The 21,802-nt window shown below is 69.4% G+C and carries 23 protein-coding genes, 3 tRNA genes and 1 pseudogene; 20 read left to right on the forward strand and 7 right to left on the reverse strand.

Annotation, left to right across the window (positions count from 1 at the left end; genetic code table 11):
* Window positions 1-162: 162 nt before the first annotated feature.
* The 12 genes from ACWDO5_RS12130 to ACWDO5_RS12185 all read left to right on the forward strand — a co-directional run bounded on the left by ACWDO5_RS12130 (window position 163) and on the right by ACWDO5_RS12185 (window position 11,594).
* Complete coding sequence (locus ACWDO5_RS12130; protein WP_450530237.1) at window positions 163-561, forward strand: NADH-quinone oxidoreductase subunit A; 399 nt, start codon at window positions 163-165, stop codon at window positions 559-561.
* Window positions 552-1,178 carry an NADH-quinone oxidoreductase subunit B gene (locus ACWDO5_RS12135; RefSeq protein ID WP_450530205.1) on the forward strand — a complete coding sequence of 209 codons (627 nt, stop codon included), beginning with the start codon at window positions 552-554 and terminating at the stop codon, window positions 1,176-1,178. Before ACWDO5_RS12130 ends, ACWDO5_RS12135 begins: the two co-directional genes overlap by 10 nt.
* Window positions 1,175-2,371: an NADH-quinone oxidoreductase subunit C gene (locus ACWDO5_RS12140; RefSeq protein ID WP_450530206.1), complete on the forward strand. Its 1,197-nt coding sequence runs from the start codon at window positions 1,175-1,177 to the stop codon at window positions 2,369-2,371. The genes ACWDO5_RS12135 and ACWDO5_RS12140 overlap by 4 nt, the downstream gene beginning before the upstream one ends.
* A complete protein-coding gene (locus tag ACWDO5_RS12145; RefSeq protein WP_450530207.1) occupies window positions 2,368-3,336 on the forward strand; it encodes a complex I subunit 1/NuoH family protein in 969 nt (322 codons plus the stop codon). The genes ACWDO5_RS12140 and ACWDO5_RS12145 overlap by 4 nt, the downstream gene beginning before the upstream one ends.
* Window positions 3,336-4,124 (forward strand): 4Fe-4S binding protein, encoded by a 789-nt coding sequence (locus ACWDO5_RS12150; protein WP_450530208.1) that lies wholly within the window; start codon window positions 3,336-3,338, stop codon window positions 4,122-4,124. Before ACWDO5_RS12145 ends, ACWDO5_RS12150 begins: the two co-directional genes overlap by 1 nt.
* Window positions 4,121-4,699: an NADH-quinone oxidoreductase subunit J family protein gene (locus ACWDO5_RS12155; protein WP_450530209.1), complete on the forward strand. Its 579-nt coding sequence runs from the start codon at window positions 4,121-4,123 to the stop codon at window positions 4,697-4,699. Before ACWDO5_RS12150 ends, ACWDO5_RS12155 begins: the two co-directional genes overlap by 4 nt.
* Window positions 4,699-5,070, forward strand: a complete 372-nt coding sequence (nuoK, locus tag ACWDO5_RS12160; protein WP_450530210.1) for an NADH-quinone oxidoreductase subunit NuoK — start codon at window positions 4,699-4,701, stop codon at window positions 5,068-5,070. The genes ACWDO5_RS12155 and nuoK overlap by 1 nt, the downstream gene beginning before the upstream one ends.
* Window positions 5,067-7,079 (forward strand): NADH-quinone oxidoreductase subunit 5 family protein, encoded by a 2,013-nt coding sequence (locus tag ACWDO5_RS12165; protein WP_450530211.1) that lies wholly within the window; start codon window positions 5,067-5,069, stop codon window positions 7,077-7,079. Before nuoK ends, ACWDO5_RS12165 begins: the two co-directional genes overlap by 4 nt.
* Window positions 7,080-7,106: 27 nt before the next feature.
* Window positions 7,107-8,666, forward strand: a complete 1,560-nt coding sequence (locus tag ACWDO5_RS12170) for a complex I subunit 4 family protein (RefSeq protein ID WP_450530238.1) — start codon at window positions 7,107-7,109, stop codon at window positions 8,664-8,666.
* Window positions 8,663-10,195 carry an NADH-quinone oxidoreductase subunit N gene (locus ACWDO5_RS12175; protein ID WP_450530212.1) on the forward strand — a complete coding sequence of 511 codons (1,533 nt, stop codon included), beginning with the start codon at window positions 8,663-8,665 and terminating at the stop codon, window positions 10,193-10,195. Before ACWDO5_RS12170 ends, ACWDO5_RS12175 begins: the two co-directional genes overlap by 4 nt.
* A gap of 146 nt (window positions 10,196-10,341) precedes the next feature.
* Entirely contained in the window at window positions 10,342-11,205 is an 864-nt protein-coding gene (gene htpX / locus ACWDO5_RS12180) for a zinc metalloprotease HtpX (RefSeq protein ID WP_450530213.1), read from the forward strand.
* Window positions 11,202-11,594: a YccF domain-containing protein gene (locus ACWDO5_RS12185; protein WP_450530214.1), complete on the forward strand. Its 393-nt coding sequence runs from the start codon at window positions 11,202-11,204 to the stop codon at window positions 11,592-11,594. Before htpX ends, ACWDO5_RS12185 begins: the two co-directional genes overlap by 4 nt.
* A gap of 199 nt (window positions 11,595-11,793) precedes the next feature.
* On the opposite strand, the gene ACWDO5_RS12190 is transcribed toward ACWDO5_RS12185, so the two are convergent.
* Entirely contained in the window at window positions 11,794-13,062 is a 1,269-nt protein-coding gene (locus tag ACWDO5_RS12190; protein WP_450530215.1) for an APC family permease, read from the reverse strand.
* Between the two features lie 86 nt (window positions 13,063-13,148).
* Between ACWDO5_RS12190 and ACWDO5_RS12195 the strand changes: the two genes are divergently transcribed.
* Complete coding sequence (locus ACWDO5_RS12195; RefSeq protein ID WP_398991124.1) at window positions 13,149-13,418, forward strand: GlsB/YeaQ/YmgE family stress response membrane protein; 270 nt, start codon at window positions 13,149-13,151, stop codon at window positions 13,416-13,418.
* A 71-nt stretch (window positions 13,419-13,489) separates the two neighbouring features.
* Here the strand turns inward: ACWDO5_RS12195 and ACWDO5_RS12200 are convergent, their stop codons facing one another.
* From ACWDO5_RS12200 to ACWDO5_RS12215, 4 genes and pseudogenes are all read right to left on the reverse strand, one after another.
* A complete protein-coding gene (locus ACWDO5_RS12200; protein ID WP_450530216.1) occupies window positions 13,490-14,191 on the reverse strand; it encodes an alpha-ketoglutarate-dependent dioxygenase AlkB family protein in 702 nt (233 codons plus the stop codon).
* Complete coding sequence (locus ACWDO5_RS12205) at window positions 14,188-14,691, reverse strand: methylated-DNA--[protein]-cysteine S-methyltransferase (RefSeq protein WP_450530217.1); 504 nt, start codon at window positions 14,689-14,691, stop codon at window positions 14,188-14,190. The genes ACWDO5_RS12200 and ACWDO5_RS12205 overlap by 4 nt, the downstream gene beginning before the upstream one ends.
* Before the next feature lie 464 nt (window positions 14,692-15,155).
* Window positions 15,156-15,308: pseudogene (locus ACWDO5_RS12210) on the reverse strand (transposase); the annotation flags it as partial.
* A 1,051-nt stretch (window positions 15,309-16,359) separates the two neighbouring features.
* Window positions 16,360-16,848, reverse strand: a complete 489-nt coding sequence (locus ACWDO5_RS12215; protein ID WP_450530218.1) for a YajQ family cyclic di-GMP-binding protein — start codon at window positions 16,846-16,848, stop codon at window positions 16,360-16,362.
* 194 nt (window positions 16,849-17,042) lie between these two features.
* On the opposite strand from ACWDO5_RS12215, the gene ACWDO5_RS12220 reads away from it, so the two are divergent.
* Window positions 17,043-17,124: transfer RNA gene (locus ACWDO5_RS12220), tRNA-Tyr, on the forward strand.
* Between the two features lie 246 nt (window positions 17,125-17,370).
* Here the strand turns inward: ACWDO5_RS12220 and ACWDO5_RS12225 are convergent.
* Window positions 17,371-18,027: an SDR family oxidoreductase gene (locus ACWDO5_RS12225; RefSeq protein ID WP_450530219.1), complete on the reverse strand. Its 657-nt coding sequence runs from the start codon at window positions 18,025-18,027 to the stop codon at window positions 17,371-17,373.
* Between the two features lie 95 nt (window positions 18,028-18,122).
* On the reverse strand, window positions 18,123-19,343 hold the full coding sequence (locus ACWDO5_RS12230) for an amidohydrolase family protein (RefSeq protein WP_450530220.1): 1,221 nt from the start codon (window positions 19,341-19,343) through the stop codon (window positions 18,123-18,125).
* 224 nt (window positions 19,344-19,567) lie between these two features.
* Here ACWDO5_RS12230 and ACWDO5_RS12235 point away from each other — a divergent pair.
* The 6 genes from ACWDO5_RS12235 to ACWDO5_RS12260 all read left to right on the forward strand — a co-directional run bounded on the left by ACWDO5_RS12235 (window position 19,568) and on the right by ACWDO5_RS12260 (window position 21,758).
* Window positions 19,568-19,640: transfer RNA gene (locus ACWDO5_RS12235), tRNA-Thr, on the forward strand.
* Between the two features lie 46 nt (window positions 19,641-19,686).
* Window positions 19,687-19,759 (forward strand) — tRNA-Met (locus ACWDO5_RS12240).
* Between the two features lie 85 nt (window positions 19,760-19,844).
* A complete protein-coding gene (gene rpmG / locus ACWDO5_RS12245) occupies window positions 19,845-20,009 on the forward strand; it encodes a 50S ribosomal protein L33 (RefSeq protein WP_003956487.1) in 165 nt (54 codons plus the stop codon).
* Window positions 20,010-20,113: 104 nt separating this feature from the next.
* Complete coding sequence (locus ACWDO5_RS12250) at window positions 20,114-20,566, forward strand: FAS1-like dehydratase domain-containing protein (RefSeq protein WP_450530221.1); 453 nt, start codon at window positions 20,114-20,116, stop codon at window positions 20,564-20,566.
* Window positions 20,566-20,994 (forward strand): MaoC family dehydratase, encoded by a 429-nt coding sequence (locus ACWDO5_RS12255; RefSeq protein ID WP_450530222.1) that lies wholly within the window; start codon window positions 20,566-20,568, stop codon window positions 20,992-20,994. Before ACWDO5_RS12250 ends, ACWDO5_RS12255 begins: the two co-directional genes overlap by 1 nt.
* A 134-nt stretch (window positions 20,995-21,128) precedes the next feature.
* The gene (locus ACWDO5_RS12260; protein ID WP_450530223.1) at window positions 21,129-21,758 is read left to right on the forward strand and encodes a TetR/AcrR family transcriptional regulator; all 630 of its coding nucleotides are present in this window, start codon (window positions 21,129-21,131) and stop codon (window positions 21,756-21,758) included.
* The last annotated feature ends 44 nt before the right edge of the window (window positions 21,759-21,802 follow it).

Here is a 21,802-nt window from a genome sequence, read left to right on the forward strand (position 1 = left end):
ACTGCTTACCGTCCCTTTAGCAGGGCCTAGACTCCGGTACGTACAGACAGATCGTCGAACAGGTCGAACACCTAGATCACCGCGATCAGGGTGATCACGGCGATCACGGCGATACATCTGGTCGAACGTATCGAGGACGAGGTCAGAGAGCGAGGGGCGGACGTGCCGGAACCGACCGTGGCCGTGCTCGCGGCGGACTATTTCGAGAGCTATTCGGTCATCGGACTGCTCGCGGTTATCGGCGTGCTGTTCGTCGCCGTCGCCTTCGGGGCAGGCCGGCTGCTGCGGCCCGTGGTGCCTACGCCGGAGAAGCTGCTGACGTACGAATGCGGAGTGGACCCCGTCGGGGAGGGCTGGGCGCACACCCAGGTCCGCTACTACGTCTACGCGTTCCTGTACGTGATCTTCGCCGTCGACTCGATCTTCCTCTTCCCATGGGCGACGGTCTTTGCCGCCGCGGGATACGGCGCGACGACGCTCGTGGAGATGTTCATCTTCCTCGGCTTCCTGGCCGTGGGCCTGCTCTACGCATACAAGAAGGGCGTCCTGACATGGACGTGACCCAGCCCGAGGCCCAGTCCGGGGCCCAGTCCGGGGCGCAGCCCGAGTTCCTGCCGGAGCCGAAGCGCCTGGGCGTCCTGTCGCGCCTGGCCCCGGAGCCGATGAAGGTGGTCCTCAACTGGGGCCGCCGCTACAGCCTCTGGGTCTTCAACTTCGGGCTCGCCTGCTGCGCGATCGAGTTCATCGCGGCCTCGATGGCACGCCACGACTTCATCCGGCTCGGTGTGATCCCCTTCGCGCCCGGCCCGCGCCAGGCGGACCTGATGGTCGTCTCCGGCACGGTGACGGACAAGATGGCCCCGGCGGTGAAGCGCCTGTACGAGCAGATGCCCGAGCCCAAGTACGTCATTTCCTTCGGCGCCTGCTCCAACTGCGGCGGCCCGTACTGGGACTCGTACTCCGTGACCAAGGGCGTCGACCAGATCATCCCCGTCGATGTGTATGTGCCGGGCTGCCCGCCGCGGCCCGAGGCGCTGCTCCAGGGCATTCTGAAGCTCCAGGAGAAGATCGCGCGGGAGTCGCTCGGTGAGCGGTACGCGCAATCGGCACGGCCCTCCGCCGCCGCCCTGCAGAGCGGCCTGGTGCTGCCGCCGGCCCCGGGGGAGGGTGGCGCATGAGCGCGTACGACCGTCTTCCGGACGCCGCGGCCGAGATCTTCGGCGAGGAGGCCACGGCCGAGCGGACGTACGACCTGCTCACGGTCGACGTCCCCGTCGGCTCCTGGACCGCCGCGCTCGAGACCGCCCGCTCCAAGTTGGGCTGCACCTACTTCGACTGGCTGAGTGCGGTCGACGAACCGGGCACGGGCTTCCGCGTCTGCGCCCACGTGGTCGCCCTGGAGCGGGGGCGGGTCCGCCGGCTGCTGGTGCGTACGACAGTCCCGCACGAGTCTCCCGTACTTCCCACCGCCGTTGAGATCTACGCGGGCGCCGGCTGGCACGAGCGCGAGACCTACGAGATGTTCGGCATCACCTTCACCGACCACCCGCACCTCGTCCCGCTGCTCCTGCCGGACGGCTTCGAGGGCCACCCGCTGCGCAAGGACTTCGTGCTGGCGGCCCGGGTCGTCAAGGCCTGGCCGGGCGCGAAGGAGCCGGGGGAGTCGGAGCACGGCGGCCCGAAGCGCCGCCAGATGCTCCCGCCGGGCGTCCCCGACCCGAACGAATGGGGCCCCCTCAAGGGCCAGCTCCCCGCGGCCCCCGCCCGCCCGCCGCGCCGTACGCGGAGTGTGTCGGAGGGCTCGGCGTCGCAGGCGACGGAGGCACCTGGTGCGGTAGCGGGGGCGGCGACGCCCGGGGCACCGGAGACTCCCGAGCCGCGACCGCGCCGGGCGCGCAGCGCGACCGAGGGCTCGGCGACGCAGCGCGAGGAGACCGCCACCACGTCGGACGCTTCGGCCCCTGCCCAGGAAGCCTCGGCTCCGGAGGGATCCGGGGCGGCCGATCAGCGGCGCTCCCGCAGCGCGGGCGCGGGCTCGGCGAGCCGACGGCAGGAGGCCGACGCCCCGGTTGAGCCTCCCGCGGAGGCCCCGGAAGCCCCGGCTTCGCCGCCGCAAACCCGCAGCGCCGACGCTCCGTGGCACCACGCGCGCCCGGCGTTCGACGACTCCGAGACGAACACCGACGCGGATACCGAGACGGACACCGACGCGAACTCCGAGACGAACACCGACGCGAACTCCGAGACGAACACCGACGCCGATACACCCACGGGCACACCCACCGATAGACCACCCACCCCTCGGCCGAAGACCGGGTCCGCCGAAGGACCCGACGACGAGCCGACCGAATCCGCCGGAGGAGACGCGTGAACGACGCTCTCGACGTCGCCCTCCGGCTGGTCGTCGTCTTCGCCGTGTTCCTTGTACTTCCTCTCGTCATCGGGCAGACCGAGCACAAGGTGATGGCCCATATGCAGGGCCGCCTCGGCCCGATGTACGCGGGCGGCTTCCACGGCTGGGCCCAACTTGTCGCGGACGGCGTGAAGTTCGCGCAAAAGGAGGACGTGGTCCCGGCGGGCGCCGACCGCCGTATCTTCCAGCTCGCCCCGGCCGTCGCCCTCCTCCCGTACCTCCTCGTGCTGGTCGCGATCCCGATCGGCCCGAGCGAGAGCGCGGTCGGCCAGGTAGTCGACGCGGGCATCTTCTTCGTGCTCGCCGTGATGGGCGTCGGGGTGCTCGGCTCGCTCATGGCGGGCTGGGCTTCGGCCAATAAGTTCTCTCTCCTCGGCGGTCTGCGCACCGCCGCTCAGCTGCTCGCATACGAACTGCCGATGCTGCTCGCCGCCGCCTCCGTCGCCATGGCGGCCGGCACGGTCTCGCTGCCCGGCATCCTGAACGCCTTCGAGTGGTGGTGGCTGCCCTGGCAGATCGTGGGCGCCCTGGTCTTCTTCGTGGCGGGCCTCGCTGAACTCCAGCGCCCGCCCTTCGACATGCCGGTCGCCGACTCCGAGATCATCTTCGGTGCGTACACCGAGTACACCGGCCTGCGTTTCGCGCTGTTCCTGCTCGCCGAGTACGCGGGCATCGTCGTCCTGTGCGGCCTGACCACCGTCCTCTTCCTGGGGGGCTGGCACGGTCCGTTCGGGGCCGAGGGCCTCGGCTGGGTCTGGACCCTGCTCAAGACGGCCGTGCTCGCCTTCATCGTCATCTGGCTGCGCGTGACGTATCCGCGGATGCGCGAGGACCAGTTGCAAAAGTTCTCCTGGACCGCCCTGGTCCCGCTCGCCCTCGCCCAGATCGCGCTCACCGGCATCGTGAAGGTGGTGATCCAGTAATGCCTCCGATCCCCGGCTCCGGGCTCGCGAAGGGCCTCGCCGTCACCCTGCGGACGATGACGAAGAAGACGGTCACTCAGCAGTACCCGGACGCCCAGCCCGAACTCCCGCCCCGCACCCGTGGCGTGATCGGCCTGTTCGAGGAGAACTGCACGGTCTGCATGCTCTGCGCCCGTGAGTGCCCCGACTGGTGCATCTACATCGACTCCCACAAGGAGACGGTCCCGGCCGCCGCCCCCGGCGGCCGCGAGCGCAGCCGCAACGTCCTCGACCGGTTCGCCATCGACTTCGCGCTCTGCATGTACTGCGGTATCTGCATCGAGGTCTGTCCTTTCGACGCGCTCTTCTGGTCGCCGGAGTTCGAGTACGCGGACACGGACATCCGCGAGCTCACCCATGAGCGCGACAAGCTCCGCGAGTGGATGTGGACGGTGCCGGCGCCGCCCGCGCTCGACCCGGGCGCCGAGGAGCCGAAGGAACTCGCCGCGGCCCGCAAGGCCGCCGAAAAGCTCGCGACCGCGCAAGCGGGCACAACGGCGGAGCCCGCTGCGGGCCCGGCTGTCGCTGCTGCGCCGTCCGCGGGTCCGGCTGATCCGGGCGCCGCCGCCGCCGCGCCCTCCGAGGGCCCGGCAACCCCGGCCGGCCGGCCCGACGCCGGCACGCGCCCCGCCGGTCCGGCAGCCCCGGCCGGCCGGCCCGGCCAGGGTGACGCCGCCGCGCCGCCCGCAGGCACCGACGACCCGGGCGGCGACGCCACGCCCCGCTCCGGCGAGGGAGGCCCGGCATGATGCTCGCCGCAGCCGAGGCGCACGGCTTCCTCTCCCCGACCGGCGTCGAGATCGCCTTCCTCCTCGTTGGCATCGCCACCCTCGGCGCGGCCGCCGTCACCGTCAAGACCAAGCAACTGGTGCACGCCGCCCTCTGGCTGGTCATGGCTCTCGGCGGCCTCGCCGTCGAATACCTCCTGCTGACGGCAGAGTTCATCGCCTGGGTGCAGGTCCTGATCTACGTCGGTTCCGTGGTCGTCCTCCTTCTCTTCGGGCTGATGCTCACCAAGGCCCCCATCGGCCGCTCCCCGGACGCCGACTCCGGCAACCACTGGGTCGCCCTCGTCGTGGCCGTCGCCGCCGCGGCCGCCCTGGTCTGGGTGGTCGTCGACGCGTTCCGTACGACCTGGATCGACCTCGACGGACCCGCCCAGGGCTCCACCAAGGTGTCCGGCGAGATCCTCTTCCGGCACTGGGTGCTGCCTTTCGAGGCGCTGTCCGTACTGCTGCTCGCCGCCCTGGTCGGGGCGATCGTCCTGTCCCGCAAGGACGACAAGCAGGGCAACGCCGCCAAGGATCCCGAGGGGAAAAGCTGATGCACCTCGCCTATCCCGCCGTGCTCGCCGTCCTCCTTTTCTGCGTCGGGCTGTACGGAGTGCTCGCCCGCCGCAACGCGATCCTGGTCCTGATGTCCGTCGAGCTGATGCTCAACGCGGTCAACCTCAACCTCGTAGCCTTCGACGTCTGGCTGCGCGACACCCTGCACGCCGGCCAGGCGCTCACCCTCTTCACCATCGCCATCGCCGCCGCGGAGATCGGCATCGGCCTGGCGATCGTCCTGATGGTCTACCGCAACCGCGGATCCTCGGACGTCGACAGACTCCGCGACACCTCCGAGGGCCCCGACGGCATTCCCGACGCCCAGGGCGCGACCGCTGCGGCGCAGAAGGCTGAGGCCACCGCGTGACCACCACGACCCTCGCCGTCCTCGTCCCCCTCCTTCCGTTCCTGGGCGCCGCGGCCGGACTGCTGCTCGGCCGCACCGCCCCCGGTTTCGTACGGCCCCTCGCCGTCCTGCCGACCCTCGCCGCGTCCGCCATCGCCGTGCTCGTCGCGGTACGCCAGGGCAGCGAGAAGGCGATCGACGCCTCGACCCAGCTGACCCCCACCGGGTCGGTCCCCATCGAACTCGCCCTGCACCTCGACGGCTTCGCGGTCCTCGTCGCCGTCCTGGTCGGCGTCGTCGCGTCCTGCGTGCAGATCTACTCGACGGGCTATCTGCGCGACGACCCGCGCTACCCCTCCTACGCGGCTCTCGTCTCCCTCTTCACCTCCGCGATGCTGCTCGTCGTCTACTCCGGCGACCTGATGGTGCTGCTGGTCGGCTGGGAGATCATGGGCATCTGCTCGTACTTCCTCGTCGGCCACTACTGGGAGACGCCCGAGGCGCGCGCCGCCTCCCTCAAGGCATTCCTGGTCACCAAGCTCGGCGATGTCCCCTTTCTGATCGGTCTGTTCGCGCTCGCCGCCGACGCCGGCACGTTCCGGATCACCGGGATCCTCGGCTCCGTCGCGGCCGGTGGGATCGAGCACCCCACGCTGATCGCACTGCTCCTCCTCGCGGGCGTGGCGGGCAAATCGGCGCAGTTCCCGCTGCACACCTGGCTGCCCGACGCGATGGCGGGCCCCACCCCCGTCTCCGCGCTGATCCACGCCGCGACGATGGTCGCCGCCGGCATCTACTTCGTGGCCCGGCTCCTTCCCGTTTTCGCCGCCTCCGCGGCAGCGCTCACCGTCCTCGCCGTGATGGCTGCCGTCACCATGGTGGGCTCGGGGCTCGCCGCCCTCGCCCAGGACGACATCAAGCGCGTCCTCGCCTACTCGACCATCGGCCAGCTCGGCTATATGTCGGGCGCCCTGGCCGTCGGGGACCGTGGTGCGGCTGTCTTCCACCTCCTGTCGCACGGTGCGTTCAAAGCACTGCTCTTCCTCGCCGCCGGCGTGATCATCCACGCCGCCGGCTCCAACTCGCTCGCCGCCATGTCCCGGATGAGCGGCCTCGCGAAGCGCATCCCCGACGCGTACTGGACGATGACCGTCGCTCTGCTCGCGCTCGCCGCGATTCCTCCCTTCGCAGGCTTCTTCTCCAAGGAAGCCGTCCTCGTGGCCGCCGAGCACGCGGCCCTTGGCGAATCCGACATCGCACCGGGCGCCGCGGGCTGGACGGTGCTGGTGTCCGGTCTGCTGACCGCCCTCCTCACCGCCGCGTACGCGATCCGCCTGTGGCTGCTCGCCTTCCGTGGCCGCGGACCCGAAGCCCCCGACCACGGCCGGCAGCCCATCTCCATGAACGCCGTGCTCTGGGTGCTGGCCCTGCCCTCTCTCGCCTTCGGCCTCACCGTCGGAAACCTCGACGACTGGTTCGACGGCCACAGCCTCACCCCGACCGTCACTACCGCCGTCCTCGGCACCGGTGTCGCACTTGTCGGCGGACTGATCACCTACGGCGCCTGGCGCGCCCTGCAGTTCCGGGCGGACGCCTTTGCCGCCCGCACCCCCTTGGGCGCTGTCGCCGCTCACCCCGAAGCCGCACCCGCGGTCTCCGAGGCCGAGGCCATCGCCACCCACGCCCTTGCCTACGGTGACATCGCGGCAGCCCCCGACCCGACGGACCCCGGCCATCTCCTGCTCGGCCCGCTCCACCGCCACGCCGCGTCAGGGTTCCACCTCGACGCCGTCTACTTCGTCCTGTTCGTACGGCCCGTCCTGGCCGCGGCCGAGCTGGTCCGCTTCCTCGACCGCGAGGTCGTCGAGACGTATGTGCGCGGATCGGGCACCGGAGCCCGCTGGCTCGGCGCGGCCGTCCGCCGCGCCCAGACCGGCAATGTGCAGACCTACCTCGGCGCGCTGCTCGCCGGCTCCGTCGTCCTGGCGGTCGCCGCCGTCGTCCTTTCCAACGTCAACGCCGGATCGTGAGCCGTGATCGATATCAGCGAGTCCGTGATGCAGTTCCTTCTCGGGTTCATCGTCGTCGGCCCGCTCGTCGGGGCCGCCGCAGCGCTGCTGCCTGCCCCGCCCGGGCTGCGGGGCAAGAACCCGGACCAGGCGGTCCTGCGGCACGGCGTGACCGTCACCGGCGCGATCCTCGCGGCGGCTATCGTGCTGGCCCTCGGCTTCGACCACGACCACCCGTCGAAGATGCAGGCCACGACGGACATCAGCTGGATCGCCGCACTCGATGTGCGGATCCACTTCGGCATCGACGGCATTTCCCTTCCCCTCCTGGTCCTTACGGCGCTGCTGACCTTCCTGTGCGCGCTGTACAGCTACTCCAAGATGCCCGCGGGCCCTTCCCCGAAGGCCTTCGTCGCACTCCTGCTCGTCCTCGAGTCCGGGACCCTCGCGACCTTCGCCGTCCTTGACCTGCTGCTCTTCTTCCTGGCTTTCGAGATGGTGCTCATCCCGATGTACTTCCTCATCGCCCGCTGGGGCGGTGAGGCGCGGCAGCCTGCCGCCTGGAGGTTCATCCTCTACACACTGCTCGGCTCGGTCGTCATGCTGCTCGGCCTGCTGCTGATCGGGCTGAAGACCGGCACATTCGACATGGTGGCACTCGCCACTGACAACGGACGTGGGCTGACCGCATCCGCGCAGGTCATCGCCGTTTTGGCGATCGGTGTCGGGCTGGCCGTCAAGACTCCGATGTGGCCGCTGCACAGCTGGCTCCCGGACGCGCACACCGCTGCCCCGACCGTTGGCTCCGTCCTCCTCGCCGGCGTACTGCTGAAGATGGGTACGTACGGCTTCGTCCGCATCGTGCTGCCCATCACGCCGGACGGCATGCAGACCTTCGCGCCGTACCTCGCCGCCTTCGCCGTTGCCGGCATCATCTACGGATCCCTCGCCTGCCTTGCCCTCGCCAAGCAGGGCGCGGGCGGCGATCTGAAGCGTCTGATCGCGTACTCCTCTGTCGGCCACATGGGCTTCGTACTCCTTGGCATCGCGACGATGACACCCACCGGCGTGAACGGCGCGCTCTTCGCCAACATCGCCCACGGCCTCATCACCGGCCTGCTCTTCTTCCTGGTCGGTGCGCTCAAGGACCGTTACGGCACCGCCGACCTCGACACCCTCGCCGGCGCCACCGGAGCGGCCCTGTACGGCCGCGCCCCCCACCTCGGCGGCCTCCTCGCCTTCGCTGCCGTAGCCTCCCTCGGCCTCCCCGGCCTCGCCGGGTTCTGGGGCGAGATGCTCGCGCTGTTCGGCGCGTTCGACCCCGCCGAGGGCCTGAGCCGCCCCGCCTTCCTCACCTTCATGGTGATCGCCGGCTTCGGCACCCTGCTGACCGCTGCGTACCTGCTCATCGTCGTGCGGCGCGTCTGCATGGGCGCGCTGCGGCCGGAGGAGCAGGAAGCGAAACCGCTCGCCGACGTCCAGACGTACGAATTCGCCGCCTGGACTCCGCTCGTCGCCCTCACCGTCCTCGCCGGACTGTGGCCCGCGGTCCTCCTCGGCCTCACCGACCCGGCCGTGCAGAAGCTCCTCGCAGGAGGCAAGTCGTGACCGTGGCAGCCGACAGCGTCACCAGCCTCGTGCAGTCCGTCGACTGGCTCACGATCGCGCCGCCCACCATCACCGCGGTGGTCGCCCTGATTGTGCTGGTCGCCGATCTGTTCGTGCCCGAGCAGCGCAAGCAGTTGCTGGGCGCCGTCGCGATCGCCGGCCTCGTGGCCGCGCTCATCACCCTGGTGCCGCTGCGCAAGGGCAACCGCGCGACGTTCTGCCTCACGACTGACGCCGACGCCTGCAGCTACACCGCCGATCACTTCACGCTGGTGATTCAGCTGCTGGTCCTCGGGGGCGCGCTGCTCACCGCCCTGCTCTCGCTCCACGACACCCGTAAGAAGCTCCCGGCGGGAGAATTCTGGTTCCTGCTGCTCTCCTCAGCGGCAGGCGCGGCCCTGCTGCCCGCCTCGCGCGACCTGGCCACCCTCGTCGTCGCCCTCGAAGTCGCATCGCTGCCCGCGTTCGCGCTCGTCGGCCTCAGGCGTGGCGACCGGCTCTCCAGCGAAGCAGCCCTGAAGTTCTTCCTCTCCTCGGTCGCCGCGACCGCCGTGATGCTGCTCGGCGTGAGCTTCGTGTACGCCACGACGGGCACCCTGCACCTCACCCAGATCGCCGCCGAACTCGACAAAGTGCCTGGCCAGCTGGACACCCTTGCCAAGGCCGGCGTGGCGCTGACCCTCGTCGGCTTCGCATTCAAGACGGCTGCGGTCCCCTTCCATTTCTGGGTCCCCGACACCTATGTGGGCGCGCCGCTGCCCATCGCCGCGTACCTCTCCGTCGTCGGAAAGGCGGTCGGTTTCTCCGGCCTCATCCTGGTGACCGTCATCGCCTTCCCCGGATACGCGAACGTCTGGGGCCCGGCGATCGCCGTTCTCGCCGGTCTCACCATGACCGCGGGCAATGTCGCCGCGCTGCGCCAGTCGTCCACGCGCGCGTGGAGCGCGGTACGCCTCCTTGCGTGGTCCTCCGTGGCGCAGGCCGGCTACCTCTTGGTGCCGATCGCGGCCGCCGCGTACTCCAGCGACGACCAGATCGGCGCCACCGTCGCGTACGCCCTCATGTACACGGTCGTGAACCTGGGTGCCTTCGCGGTGGCGGCGCTCGTCGCCCGTACGCAGCCGCTCAACCGGATCTCCGACTACCGCGGTCTCTACGCCACCCGGCCGCTCACCGCCCTCACAATGGGCTTCTTCCTCCTCTGCCTGGCCGGTCTGCCGCCCGGCATCATCGGCCTGTTCGCCAAGGTGACCGTCTTCTCCTCGGCCGTCGACGCGGGTCTGGGCTGGCTGGCGGTCATCATGGGCGTCAATGTTGTGATCGCCCTGTACTACTACCTGCAGTGGACGGCGATCCTCTTCCGCGCCCCGGCGGGCGCCGAGGAGGGCGCCGATGAGGCCCAGCCGGTCAGAAAGGGCGCCGCCCCCACTCCGGTCACCGTGGTCATCGTCCTGACCGCCGCTGTCGGCGTTGTTCTCTCCGGCTACCCCCAGTTGGTGCTACGCGTCGCGGCGGGCACCTTGTTCTGAGCACCACCCGAACGGCCCACTCCAAGGCCGACGGCACAAGGGAACTAGCGACCTTCGCCTGGCGTTGACCAGTACAGAAGGGTCCACTGGAGAGTGGAGACAACCACGCAAAGGGTTCCCCTGCCGCACCACTTGGAGGGCGTACCGTGCACCGCCGGCACAACAGGCTGAAGACCGCCGTACTCCTCGGGGGACTGTCCGCACTCATCCTCGTCATCGGCAGCTTCTTCGGTCGTACGGGCCTGCTCGTTGCGCTCTTCGTCGCACTCGGCACCAATGCGTACGCCTACTGGAACAGCGACAAGCTGGCGCTGCGGGCCATGCGCGCCCGCCCGGTCAGCGAATTCGAGGCCCCCGCGCTCTACCGCATCGTCCGTGAGCTCTCCACCGCCGCCCGTCAGCCCATGCCCCGCCTCTACATCTCGCCGACCCAGGCCCCCAATGCCTTCGCCACCGGCCGCAACCCGCGGAACGCCGCAGTGTGCTGCACCAAAGGGATCCTGCAGATCCTCGACGAGCGTGAGCTTCGCGGCGTCCTTGGCCACGAGCTGAGCCATGTCTACAACCGCGACATCCTGATCGCGTCGGTCGCCGGCGCCCTCGCCTCCGTCGTGATGTTCCTGGTGAACTTCGCCTGGCTGATCCCCATAGGCCGCTCCGACGACGACGAGGGCCCCGGTCTCCTCGGCATGTTGCTGATCATGATTCTCGGCCCGCTGGCCGCCTCCGTGATCCAGCTCGCCGTCAGCCGCTCGCGGGAGTACGACGCCGACGCATCGGGCGCCCAGCTCACCGGCGACCCGCTGGCCCTCGCCAGCGCCCTGCGCAAGCTCGACGCCGGTACGAAGCAGTTGCCACTGCCGCCCGAGCCGCGCCTGGAGACCGCGAGCCATATGATGATCGCGAATCCTTTCCGGCCAGGCCAGGGCATCTCCAAGCTGTTCTCGACACACCCGCCCATGGCGGAACGCATCGCCCGACTCGAGCAGATGGCAGGTCGCCGCCCATGAAGACAGTCCTGAATGTCATATGGCTCATCCTGTGCGGCTTCTGGATGTTCCTCGGCTATATCTTCGCGGGACTGCTGCTCTGCATCACGATCATCGGCATCCCGTTCGGCCTGGCCGCGTTCCGCATCGGCGTCTACGCCCTCTGGCCCTTCGGTTACACAGTGGTCGACCGCCGCGACGCGGGCGCGCCGTCCTGCGTCGGCAATGTACTGTGGCTGATCCTCGCCGGCTGGTGGCTGGCGCTCGGCCACATCGTCACCGGCATCGCCCTGTGCGTCACGATCATCGGCATCCCGCTGGCCATCGCCAACTTCAAGCTGATCCCGGTCTCGCTGCTGCCCTTCGGCAAGGAGATCGTCCCCACGGACCAGCCCTTCGCCTCGCGGTAGGCCCCCCCGGGTAGTGCGGCTGCCACGGTACGCACCGATCGAGTACGACGTGAACGACGCCCATCTCCGACTTGGGCTGCGCGGCGCGTCGACTGCCGCAGCGAGAAGGGCACAGTGCTGCTGCACGAGCCGAACGCGGACGCCAGGACGTCCCAGACGTTCCGAATATGAGGCTGCAAATCCCGAATCTGCGGTTGCCCTAGCGTCGCCGCCGTACCGCGTACACCACCACTCCCACGGCCAGCACGGCCGCACCCGCGGCCACCGACAGCGCCGGCAGCGCGAAAGCCAGCACGAGACAACCCACCAGCCCGCAGCCCGCCGTGACCCGGACCGTCAACGCTCGAGACTGCGCCACCCTAACGGGCGTATCCCGATCCGGATCGGAACTCAACGTCCACGCCGAGACGTTGGCAATTGCGTAGTACACCAGCACTCCGAACGACGAGAAGCCGATCGCCCCGCGCACATCCGCCGTCGCGGCCACCACTGCGACGACCGCCCCCACAGCCAGCTCCGCGCGGTGAGGCACCTGAAAACGAGGATGCACGGCGGCGAGTGCACCCGGTAGATGGCCGTCCCGGGCCATCGCCAGCGTCGTCCTGGAGACCCCGAGAATCAGCGCGAGCAACGACCCGAGCGCTGCCACGGCGGCGCCCACCCGCACCACAGGCGCCAGCCACTGCGCGTCCGCCGCCCGTACGGCATCGGCGAGCGGAGCCGCCGCCTTGCCCAACTCCCCGGCTCCCAGCACAGAAAGGACCGAGACCGCGACACACGCATAGACCACCAGCGCGATGCCCAGCGCCAGCGGGACGGCGCGCGGGATCGTACGTGCCGGATCCCGCACCTCCTCGCCAAGCGTGGCGATCCGCGCGTACCCCGCGAACGCGAAGAACAACAGCCCCGCCGCCTGGAGCACCCCGTCCACGGTGGCGTCCGCGCCGACATCCAGCCGCCCGAAGTCCGCCGAGGCCGCCCCGAGGGAGACCACCACGACCGCAGCGAGTACCGCCAGCACGACCGCCACGATCGCCCGCGTCAGCCACGCCGACTTCTGAACGCCCCCGTAGTTCACGGCAGTCAGCGCCATTACCGCGGCGACCGCCACCGCATGCGCCTGCTCCGGCCACGCGTACGCCCCCACCGTCAGCGCCATCGCCGCGCATGACGCGGTCTTCCCCACGACGAACGCCCAGCCCGCCAGATACCCCCAGAACTCGCCCAGCCGCTCCCGCCCGTACACATAGGTCCCGCCGGACGCCGGATAGCGGGCGGCGAGCCACGCCGACGACATGGCGTTGCAGTACGCGACCACCGCGGCCAGTGCCAGTCCCAGCAGCAGCCCCGATCCGGCGGCCCGGGCCGCCGGGCCCAGTGCCACGAAGATGCCGGCCCCGACCATCGACCCGAGCCCGATCACAACGGCGTCGAACAGTCCCAGGGACCGCCGCAGTTCCTGTGTCATGCGCCGCAGCCTACTGATCTCCGCAACCGCGCCCCGTCCCACCGTCGTCCTTCAGTTCAACACCGTACGAAAGGCAGGTTCACGGTATGGGCATCATCAGCTGGATCATTCTCGGGCTGCTCGCCGGGGCCATAGCCAAGATTCTGCTCCCGGGCCGCGACCCGGGCGGCCTGATCGGCACGACACTCATAGGTGTCGCCGGCGCGTTCATCGGCGGCTGGATATCGGCACGCTACCTGGACCGGCCGATCACCAACGAGTTCTACGACGGGGCCACCTGGGCAGCGGCCATCGGCGGCTCGCTCGTGTTGCTGATCGTCTACCGGATCCTGTTCGGCCACTCGCGTTCGCGCTAGCGCCCAACCCTGCCGGACTGCTCAGCCCGCCGGACTGTCCCGCGCCGGCCCCGCTCAGCGAGCCGGCCCTCTCAGCCTGACAGCCCGGTCTCCCGCAGGGTGATGTTCAGCCGCCCGCTGCTCATCCCCGTCGCCGGGTCGGCCGTGCCCGGGTACACCTTCGGAACCCCGTGGTAGGCGAAGCGCGAGGGGCCTGAGAAGACGAACAGGTCCCCGGACGCCAGCTCCACATCGGTGTACGGCCGCCCCCGCGTCTCGGTGTTCCCGAACCGGAAGACACAGGTGTCGCCGATGCTCAGCGACACCACTGGCGCACCGGACCGCTCCTCCTTGTCCTGGTGCATCCCCATCCGCGCCGCGCCGTCGTAGAAGTTGATCACCGCGGTGTCGGGGGTGTACCCCTGATCGGTCCCGGCCCCGACCGCTATCCCCTCTGTCCCGCCCGTGCCGCCCACCTCATACGCCACGACCAGCGCTGCACGCCCCAACTCCACCAGCCAGTCGGGGAATTCGGTGACCCGGGCGCCGTTCACATCGTCTGCGGTGCGGCTGTACCGGTACGGCTGCCAGTGCCAGCCCACGCACACCGTCTGTACGGACATCACGCCACCGCCCGGCAGTACGGTGTGGCGGATCGGCACGGGACCCCGCGCCCAGCCGCGGCAGGCTTCGACCAGTTCCCGCTGTCGCTCGACCGGCAGCCACCCGGGCACATGCACCGCCCCCGGGGCGACCACCGCCCGCTCCCTCGGGAACAATGCCTCGCCGCTCACGACGCCAGCGCGCCCTCGAGCCCGAGGAGCCGCTCCTTGCGCTCCAGGCCGCCCGCGTATCCCCGAAGGGCGCCGTCCGCCCCGATCACCCGGTGGCAGGGCCGGACGACGAGCAGCGGATTGCGCCCGATCGCAGTGCCCACGGCCCGTACTCCCACGGCCGAAGTGCCGACCCGCTCGGCAATCTCTCCATACGCCGCGGTCGCCCCGTACGGAATCTCCTCCAGCGCCTGCCACACCCGCCGCTGAAACTCGGTCCCGCCGCCGACGTACTCGATCTCGAAGTGCGTCAGCCGGCTGTCGAAGTACCAGGTCAGCTGATTGCCGATCTCCTCGAAGGCTGCCGGGGCGCGCCGCCAGCCGTCCCGGACGACGGCCGCGCCCTTCTGGCCCGGCAGCGACAGCGAGGCAAGCGCCGTGCCGCCCTTCGCGGTGGTGGACTCCTCGCCGACCAGCAGCAGTTCGCCCAGCGGGCTGTCGATGGTCGTGTAGATCGTCATGGCTCGTTCCTTTCCTCGCGGCGTGTCTCGCGCCGTACTTCCCGTGCGGTATTTACTGCGCCGGGCTTCCTGCGCCGTACGCATACGAGTCTGCGACCTTCGCTCCCTCGAAGCTGGCGGGAATCGGACGTCGTGTCGACGGCCCGCCGACACGGGGCGGGGGCGGGGCGACCGTGCCGCTTCCGGCCCCGGTCCGCCCAGAGCGCCCGCCGAAGTCTGCGGTAGTTTACGAACTTCCCCATGATTGCCTGACCTGCACTGACTGCGTAAAGGAGACCGGCGACAACTACCTTCGGTAGTTGTCGCCGTTTTCCGTGATCTTCTAGTAAAGCTTTGTTGGGTCCTGGTGTGCGGTCGGGGTGTGGGGGCGGGTTGGCCGCATATCGAGCAGGCGCCGTTCCAGGTGGCCAGGATCCTCTGTAACTCGCGGAGGACCGCGTAGAGGGTCAGGCCGGCGCAGGGCCCAGGCGCTCAGCCATCGGCTGCATCGACTTGCGCTTGCCGTCCAGCATCAGCTCCCGCACATACAACTCACCCTTGGCGCGCTGGTCCCGCCGCTTCAGCGAACCGAGCATCTCCGCAGCGAACGCCTCCAGCCGGGGACGGACCTCAACCATTTCCTCTGGTGTCACACCTGACAGGACATCACACGACACCCACAACAAAACCAGTCCGGGTACCTAACAAAGCCCTACTAGGGTCGTGTGCCCTCGCTGTGCCCTGGCTCGTAGTGGGAGCTGCCGATCAGTAATATCCCTCGCCGTGGCTGGGATTTCGCGCACTCGAAGGCTCTGGCGCAGGTTCTGCGATCTACCTGCGTTCCTCCAAGGCATCGGGTGGTGCGCGGTGTTCACCTTGGCACTTACCCTAGGCGCGGCAGCGGTTGACGCAGTCAAGGGGGACGAGGAACCGCCGGCCCCGAACGTGACCGCCCTTGTCATGGCGTGCGATCAGACGGCGTTGTTCAGTGATGGTGTGCGCCGGGTTGCCGCCCTGAGACTCCGCAACGAGACGCAGAGGGTGCAGTCCTTCCAGTTGGAAGAGCACGACAGCAGTGTCCGGGACTCGATCGGATCGTACGAGTGGACGTTGTCCCCAGGCGAGACACGATGGGAGCAGTACCCCGTGATCCCGGACAAGTACGGGAACGGCCCAGACGCCTGCGCCAATCTGAGATTCCGAATCATCCAGGACTGAGCGGGCCGGGGGCAGCAGCTCACGTCATAGGCGCACCTCGCCCCCGCCGAGGTGTGGTCACGGCTGGGGCGAGAACACGGGGCAGTCTTGTCTGCGAGGCGGTTGGCTGCTCGGGCTTCCACTGGGCCGCTTCGAGGGCCCGCCCTACCTCGGCGAGCCCAGGACCCACCCTCCCGCACGGTGCCGCTCACCAAAGCGGCAGTGGACGCACTCGCAGCGCACCTTGAACCGTTCCCCGCACCCGCAGTGAAGATCGGGAACCGGAACGCCCCCCGGAAACCGCGCAGCGCGGCTGATCTTCCCCAACCGGTACCGCGAGACCGGCAAGGCCGAGGGCAGCGAGCCGGCCCGCGTGCAGGCGCCGTACGGTGCGAGCCCGCACGACCTGCGGTACTTCTACGCCTCGGCGATGTGCCCCCATGGCGCCCTGCTCAGCTGCCTTGCAACGTCCGTGCAGGTCAGACCAGTTGATCAGCGGTAGTTCACGAACTGCAGCGCGAAGTCGAAGTCCTGCCCCTTCAGCAGCGCCTGCACGGCCTGCAGATCGTCCCGGCTCTTCGAGCTGACCCGCAGCTCATCGCCCTGGACCTGCGCCTTTACGCCCTTCGGGCCCTCGTCGCGGATGATCTTCGCGACCTTCTTGGCGTTCTCCTGGGAGATGCCCTCCTCGATCGCGGCGAAGATCTTGTACTCCTTGCCGGACAGTTGCGGCTCGCCCGCGTCCAGCGCCTTCAGGGAGATCCCGCGCTTGACCAGCTTGGACTGGAACACGTCGAGGATGGCGGCGACCCGCTCCTCGGAGTTCGCCTGCATAAGGATCTTCTCGCCGGACCAGGCGATCGAAGCCCCGACGTTCTTGAAGTCGTAGCGCTGAGAGATCTCCTTCGCGGCCTGGTTGAGGGCGTTGTCGACCTCCTGCCGCTCGACCTTCGAGACGATGTCGAAACTGGAGTCGGCCATGTCCTGTGGCTCCTTGTATCGGGTGCGTGGAGGCGCGGCCGGAAGTCCCCCGACCGCTCCCGCAAGCCTAGCCACCGCACTGGCCCCGAGGGCTGATCAATCCGGTGGCGGACCACCCCTGGGCATCAGGTATCGTTTACGTCGTTGCCACGGAGCACCGCCCCACAGCGGACACTCTCGCGGTGACATCCCATGGCGGTGTGCCCGAGTGGCCAATGGGAACGGACTGTAAATCCGTCGGCTTAGCCTACCCAGGTTCGAATCCTGGCGCCGCCACGTGATACAGATGGCCCCTGACCTGCGGAAACGCGGATCAGGGGCCATCTGCGTATGGGGCGGCGCCGATGGCCCGGCGCCAGCGGTCCGGCCGCCGGGTCACCGGCCGGGAAGCCCCCGCGTCGCGGATTGAAGACCCCCGCACCGCAGCCCGCCGCCTCGAGCTGGAGCACCGCCCGCAGCCGCCGGGCCGTTCGGCCGCCTCTCTCCGCCTCGACATACAGGCAGCCACCCGCCCGCAACCGGTCAGTTTCCGGCGACGTCCCTCACCGCGACGGTCACCGGCACCGACCCGCTGATCAGTTCCAGCGTGAGCCCGGCCGTGGCGGGCGTCTCCACCAACTCAGCGATCACCGCCGCCACATCGTCGCGCGGCACCGTCCCGGGACCGGTCGAAACGCTCAGTTGTACGAGACCAGTGCCCGCGTCGTCCGTCAGCCTACCCGGCCGCAGAATCGTCCAGTCGAGGCTCGACTTGGACCGTACGTAGTCGTCCGCGGCGCCCTTCGCCCGCAGATACGCGTCGAACTCCCCGTCGCCGGGGTGCTGTGCGTCGGCGCCCATCGACGACACCACGATGAACCGCCGTACGCCTGCCCGTTCCGCCGCGTCCGCGAAGAGCATTGCGGCGCCGCGGTCCACTGTCTCCTTGCGGGCGACGCCACTGCCGGGGCCCGCGCCCGCTGCGAAGACCGCCGCACCGGCGCCCTCCAGCACCGTGGCGACCTCCTCGACCGAGGCCGACTCCAGGTCGAGTACGACCGGTTCGGCTCCGGCTTCGAGCAGGTCGGCGGCCTGTTCGGATTTGCGGATGATGCCTACGACCTCGTGCCCGCTCGCCGAAAGCAGCCGCTCGAGACGGCGCGCGATCTGACCGTGTCCTCCAGCGATGACGATGCGCATGTCTACGACGGTACGTCCGAAGCGGAGAGCCCGCTCAGGGACTGACGCGTTCCCTACTCAAGGCCCAACCTCAAGGCCCGGGCTCAAAGCCAACCTCAAGGCCCTGGATCCGGGCGCCCCTGCCGCGGCAGTTCCAGCGCCACCGCGACCGCCGAGTCGCAGTATTCGCGCACCGCGCTCGTCCGCGCCACCACCCGCCCGCGATGGATCACGATCCGGCTGTACGCGAGCGACAGCACCCCCGAGATCCGCTCGCCGCGCACCGCCAGCAGCTCCGCGGGGAAACCGGCCTCCACCCGTACCTCGGGCAGCCCCATCGCCTCCCGCGCCGCCCCGGCCACCGACCCGTACGCGTCCTTCGCCCGCATCCCGCCCTGCGAGGCCAGCAGATACGCGGCTTCCAGCGGATCGCCGCGCCCCACCGGATTCGATACGTCCCGCAGGGCCCCGCTGCCCGCCGCGACCCGCACCCCGGCCGCGCGCAGCAGACGCACCGGCGCGTTGCCCCGGAATTCCACCGCCGCACAGCCGCCCTGCGGCACGCAGACCACCGTCACGCCGGCCGCCGCCAGCTGGTCCGCGGCCCTTGAGGCCACCTCGCGCGGCAGTCGGGCGAGCCCCGCGCACGGCCCGACCACCACCCCGGACCGCAGCCCGCCCGCCATCGCCGCCAGCCGTGCGAGCCGCGCCGGGTCGTCAGCGTGGGTGTGCAGATCGACCGGGCAGCCGTGCTCGGCCGCGACCTCCAGCACCGCCTCCGCGTACCCGGTCGGATCCGGGTCGACGTCCGGGCATCCGCCCACCACCCCCGCGCCCATCTTCACCGCGTCCCGCAGCATCGCCAGGCCGTCCGCCCCAGCGACGCCCGTCAGCAGCCGGGGCACGGCCACGGCCGACAGATCTGCGAGCCCGCGCAGCGAGCGCCGCGCCTGCAGGACCGCTTCCAGCGGGCCGAGCCCCTGCACATCCCCGATCCGTACGTGCGAGCGCAGCGCAGTCGCGCCGTGTCCGAGCTGCAAGAGCGCGGCCTCGGTAGTACGCCGCTGGACGTCCTCGGTGTCGTACGAGACGGGCCCGGGGGAGTCGGCGGTGAGCGCGGTGTCGCCGTGGGCGTGCGGCTCGGCGGGGGCGGGGAGCAGCAGGTAGCCGGTCAGGTCCACTCGTGCGGAGTGCGGGGTGAGGCTGCCCGCGGTGCCGACGGCCTCGATGCGGCCGCCGCTGAGCCGTACGTCGACGGTGCGGCCGTCCGTGAGCCGGGCGCCGCAGAGCAGCAGCGCGGTGGCACCGTCGGGTGGCTGCGGCTGGCTGTCGGGCATCGCGCTCCTGGGTGGGGCGGTGGGGCTCGGGCGGCGCGACGAGGGCAAGATCACGCGGCGTGGCTCGAGCCTAGGGGCGCACCGAGCGCGCTTCGAGGAGGAGCGCAATAGTCGTACCGGTGTGGCCACGAGTGGCGTACGGGACGGGCGGGGTGGAGGCCGTGAGGGGAGGGGGAAACGGATTTGGGCGATCGGCGACCGACCGTGTAATGTCTTCATCGCTCGCCCCAATAGCTCAGTCGGTAGAGCGTCTCCATGGTAAGGAGAAGGTCTACGGTTCGATTCCGTATTGGGGCTCTGATGTCGGAGATCCTCACCTCCGGGTGAGGGGATCCGGTATCGCAGCGGTGTAGCTCAGTCGGTAGAGCAAGCGGCTCATAATCGCTGTGTCACCGGTTCAAGTCCGGTCACCGCTACACACAGTAGCCGATTGTGGGGTCGGTCCTCCGGTCGGCTACTCTTTTATGCGTTCATCCGTCCATCCGTCCAAGGAGCACTCACGTGGCTGCCACAGACGTCCGCCCGAAGATCACGCTGGCCTGCGTGGAGTGCAAGGAGCGGAACTACATCACCAAGAAGAACCGGCGCAACAACCCGGACCGTCTTGAGATGAAGAAGCACTGCCCGCGCTGCAACTCGCACACGGCGCACCGCGAAACGCGCTGAATCAGGCTCGTATACGAGGCCGTCCCCACTGGGGGCGGCCTCGTGTCGTTTGTTGTCGTCAATTCATCAGGTTGTGGTCAATCCATCAAGGAGGGAGCCAGTCCATGGCGCTCGACCAGTCCTTCGTCGGGCGGACCTATCCGCCCACCTCGCCCTATGAGGTCGGCCGGGAGAAGATCCGCGAGTTCGCCGAGGCGGTGGGTGACGCCAATGCCGCGTACACCGACCGGGAAGCCGCCAAGGCGCTCGGCCACCCCGATGTGATCGCTCCGCCGACTTTCGCCTTTGCGATCACTTTCAAGGCAGCGGAACAGGTCATTCAGGATCCGCAGTTGGGGCTGGACTACGACCGCGTGGTGCACCGCGACCAGAAGTTCGCGTACACGCGGCCGGTGCGGGCAGGGGACCGGCTGACGGTCACCTCGACCATCGAGACCATCAAGTCCCTTGCGGGTAACGATGTCGTGGACATCCGCGGCGAGGTGCGCGACGAGGCCGGCGAGCATGTCGTGACCGCGTGGACCAAGCTGGTGGCGCGCGCCGCCGAGGAGGCGTGATGACGGCGAAGATCTCTTACGCGGACGTCGAGGTCGGCACCGAGCTGCCGGCGCAGAGCTTCCCCGTCACCCGGGCCGCACTGGTGCGGTACGCGGGCGCCTCGGGCGACTTCAACCCGATCCACTGGAACGAGAAGTTCGCCACGGAGGTCGGACTTCCCGACGTGATCGCGCACGGTATGTTCACCATGGCCGAGGCGGTGCGCGTGGTGACCGACTGGGTCGGCGACCCGGGCGCGGTCGTCGAGTACGGCGTGCGCTTCACCAAGCCCGTCGTCGTGCCGAACGACGAGAAGGGCGCGCTGATCGAGGTCAGCGGCAAGGTCGCGGTGAAGCTGGACGACAACCTGGTGCGGGTCGACCTGACGGCGACGAGCGCCGGGGAGAAGGTGCTCGGGATGTCCCGAGCCGTCGTGCGGCTTGCCTGAGTGATCCAGAGACAAGATCTCGCCTGAGCGATACAGCGGCAAGGTAAGGGGCAGCCCTCCCCCCGGCGGGGTGCCCCTTACGCGTTCCCGTAACCCCCTTGACGTCATTAGTGATTGGCCACTAACTTAACCCCATGGTCAGGATGAGTGCAGAGGAGCGACGCGAGAGCGTCATTCGCGCCGCGATCACCGAATTCGCGCGCGGCGGCTACAACGGCACCTCCACCGAGGCGATCGCCAAGCGGGTCGGCGTATCACAGCCGTATCTCTTCCGTCTCTTCAAGAACAAGCGGGAGCTGTTCCTGGCCGCGGCGCTCCGCTGTTTGGAGGAGACCCCCAAGGCATTTGCCGACGCCATCGAGCGGCGTCCCGACAGTTCGCCGCTGGAGGCGATGGCTGCCGCGTACATGCGGCTCATCGACGACCGCGACAAGCTGCTGATGCAGATGCAGATGTATGTCGCGGTGGCCTCTGCCGAGGCGGCCGGGGATCACGAGTTCGGTGAGCGGATCAGGGCCGGCTGGGTCGAGATCTGGGACCAGGCTCAGGTCGCCTTTGCCGGGGACGCGAAGCAGACGGTCGACTTCCTCGGCTGCGGCATGCTGATCAACGTTCTGGTGGCGCTGGGCTTCCCGGAAGAACACCGGGTGTGGTCTGGACTCAACATGTCGGACGTCAGGGTCCCGTCGGACGTCAGGGTCCCGTCGGACGTCAGGGTCCCGTCGGACGTCAAGGGCACGTCGGACGTCAAGGTTCCGCGCTAGTGGCAGTAACCCCCTTTCCGGGGTGAGTTCTGCCCATGAAAGTT

The organism is Streptomyces sp. NPDC000880 (assembly GCF_053599675.1).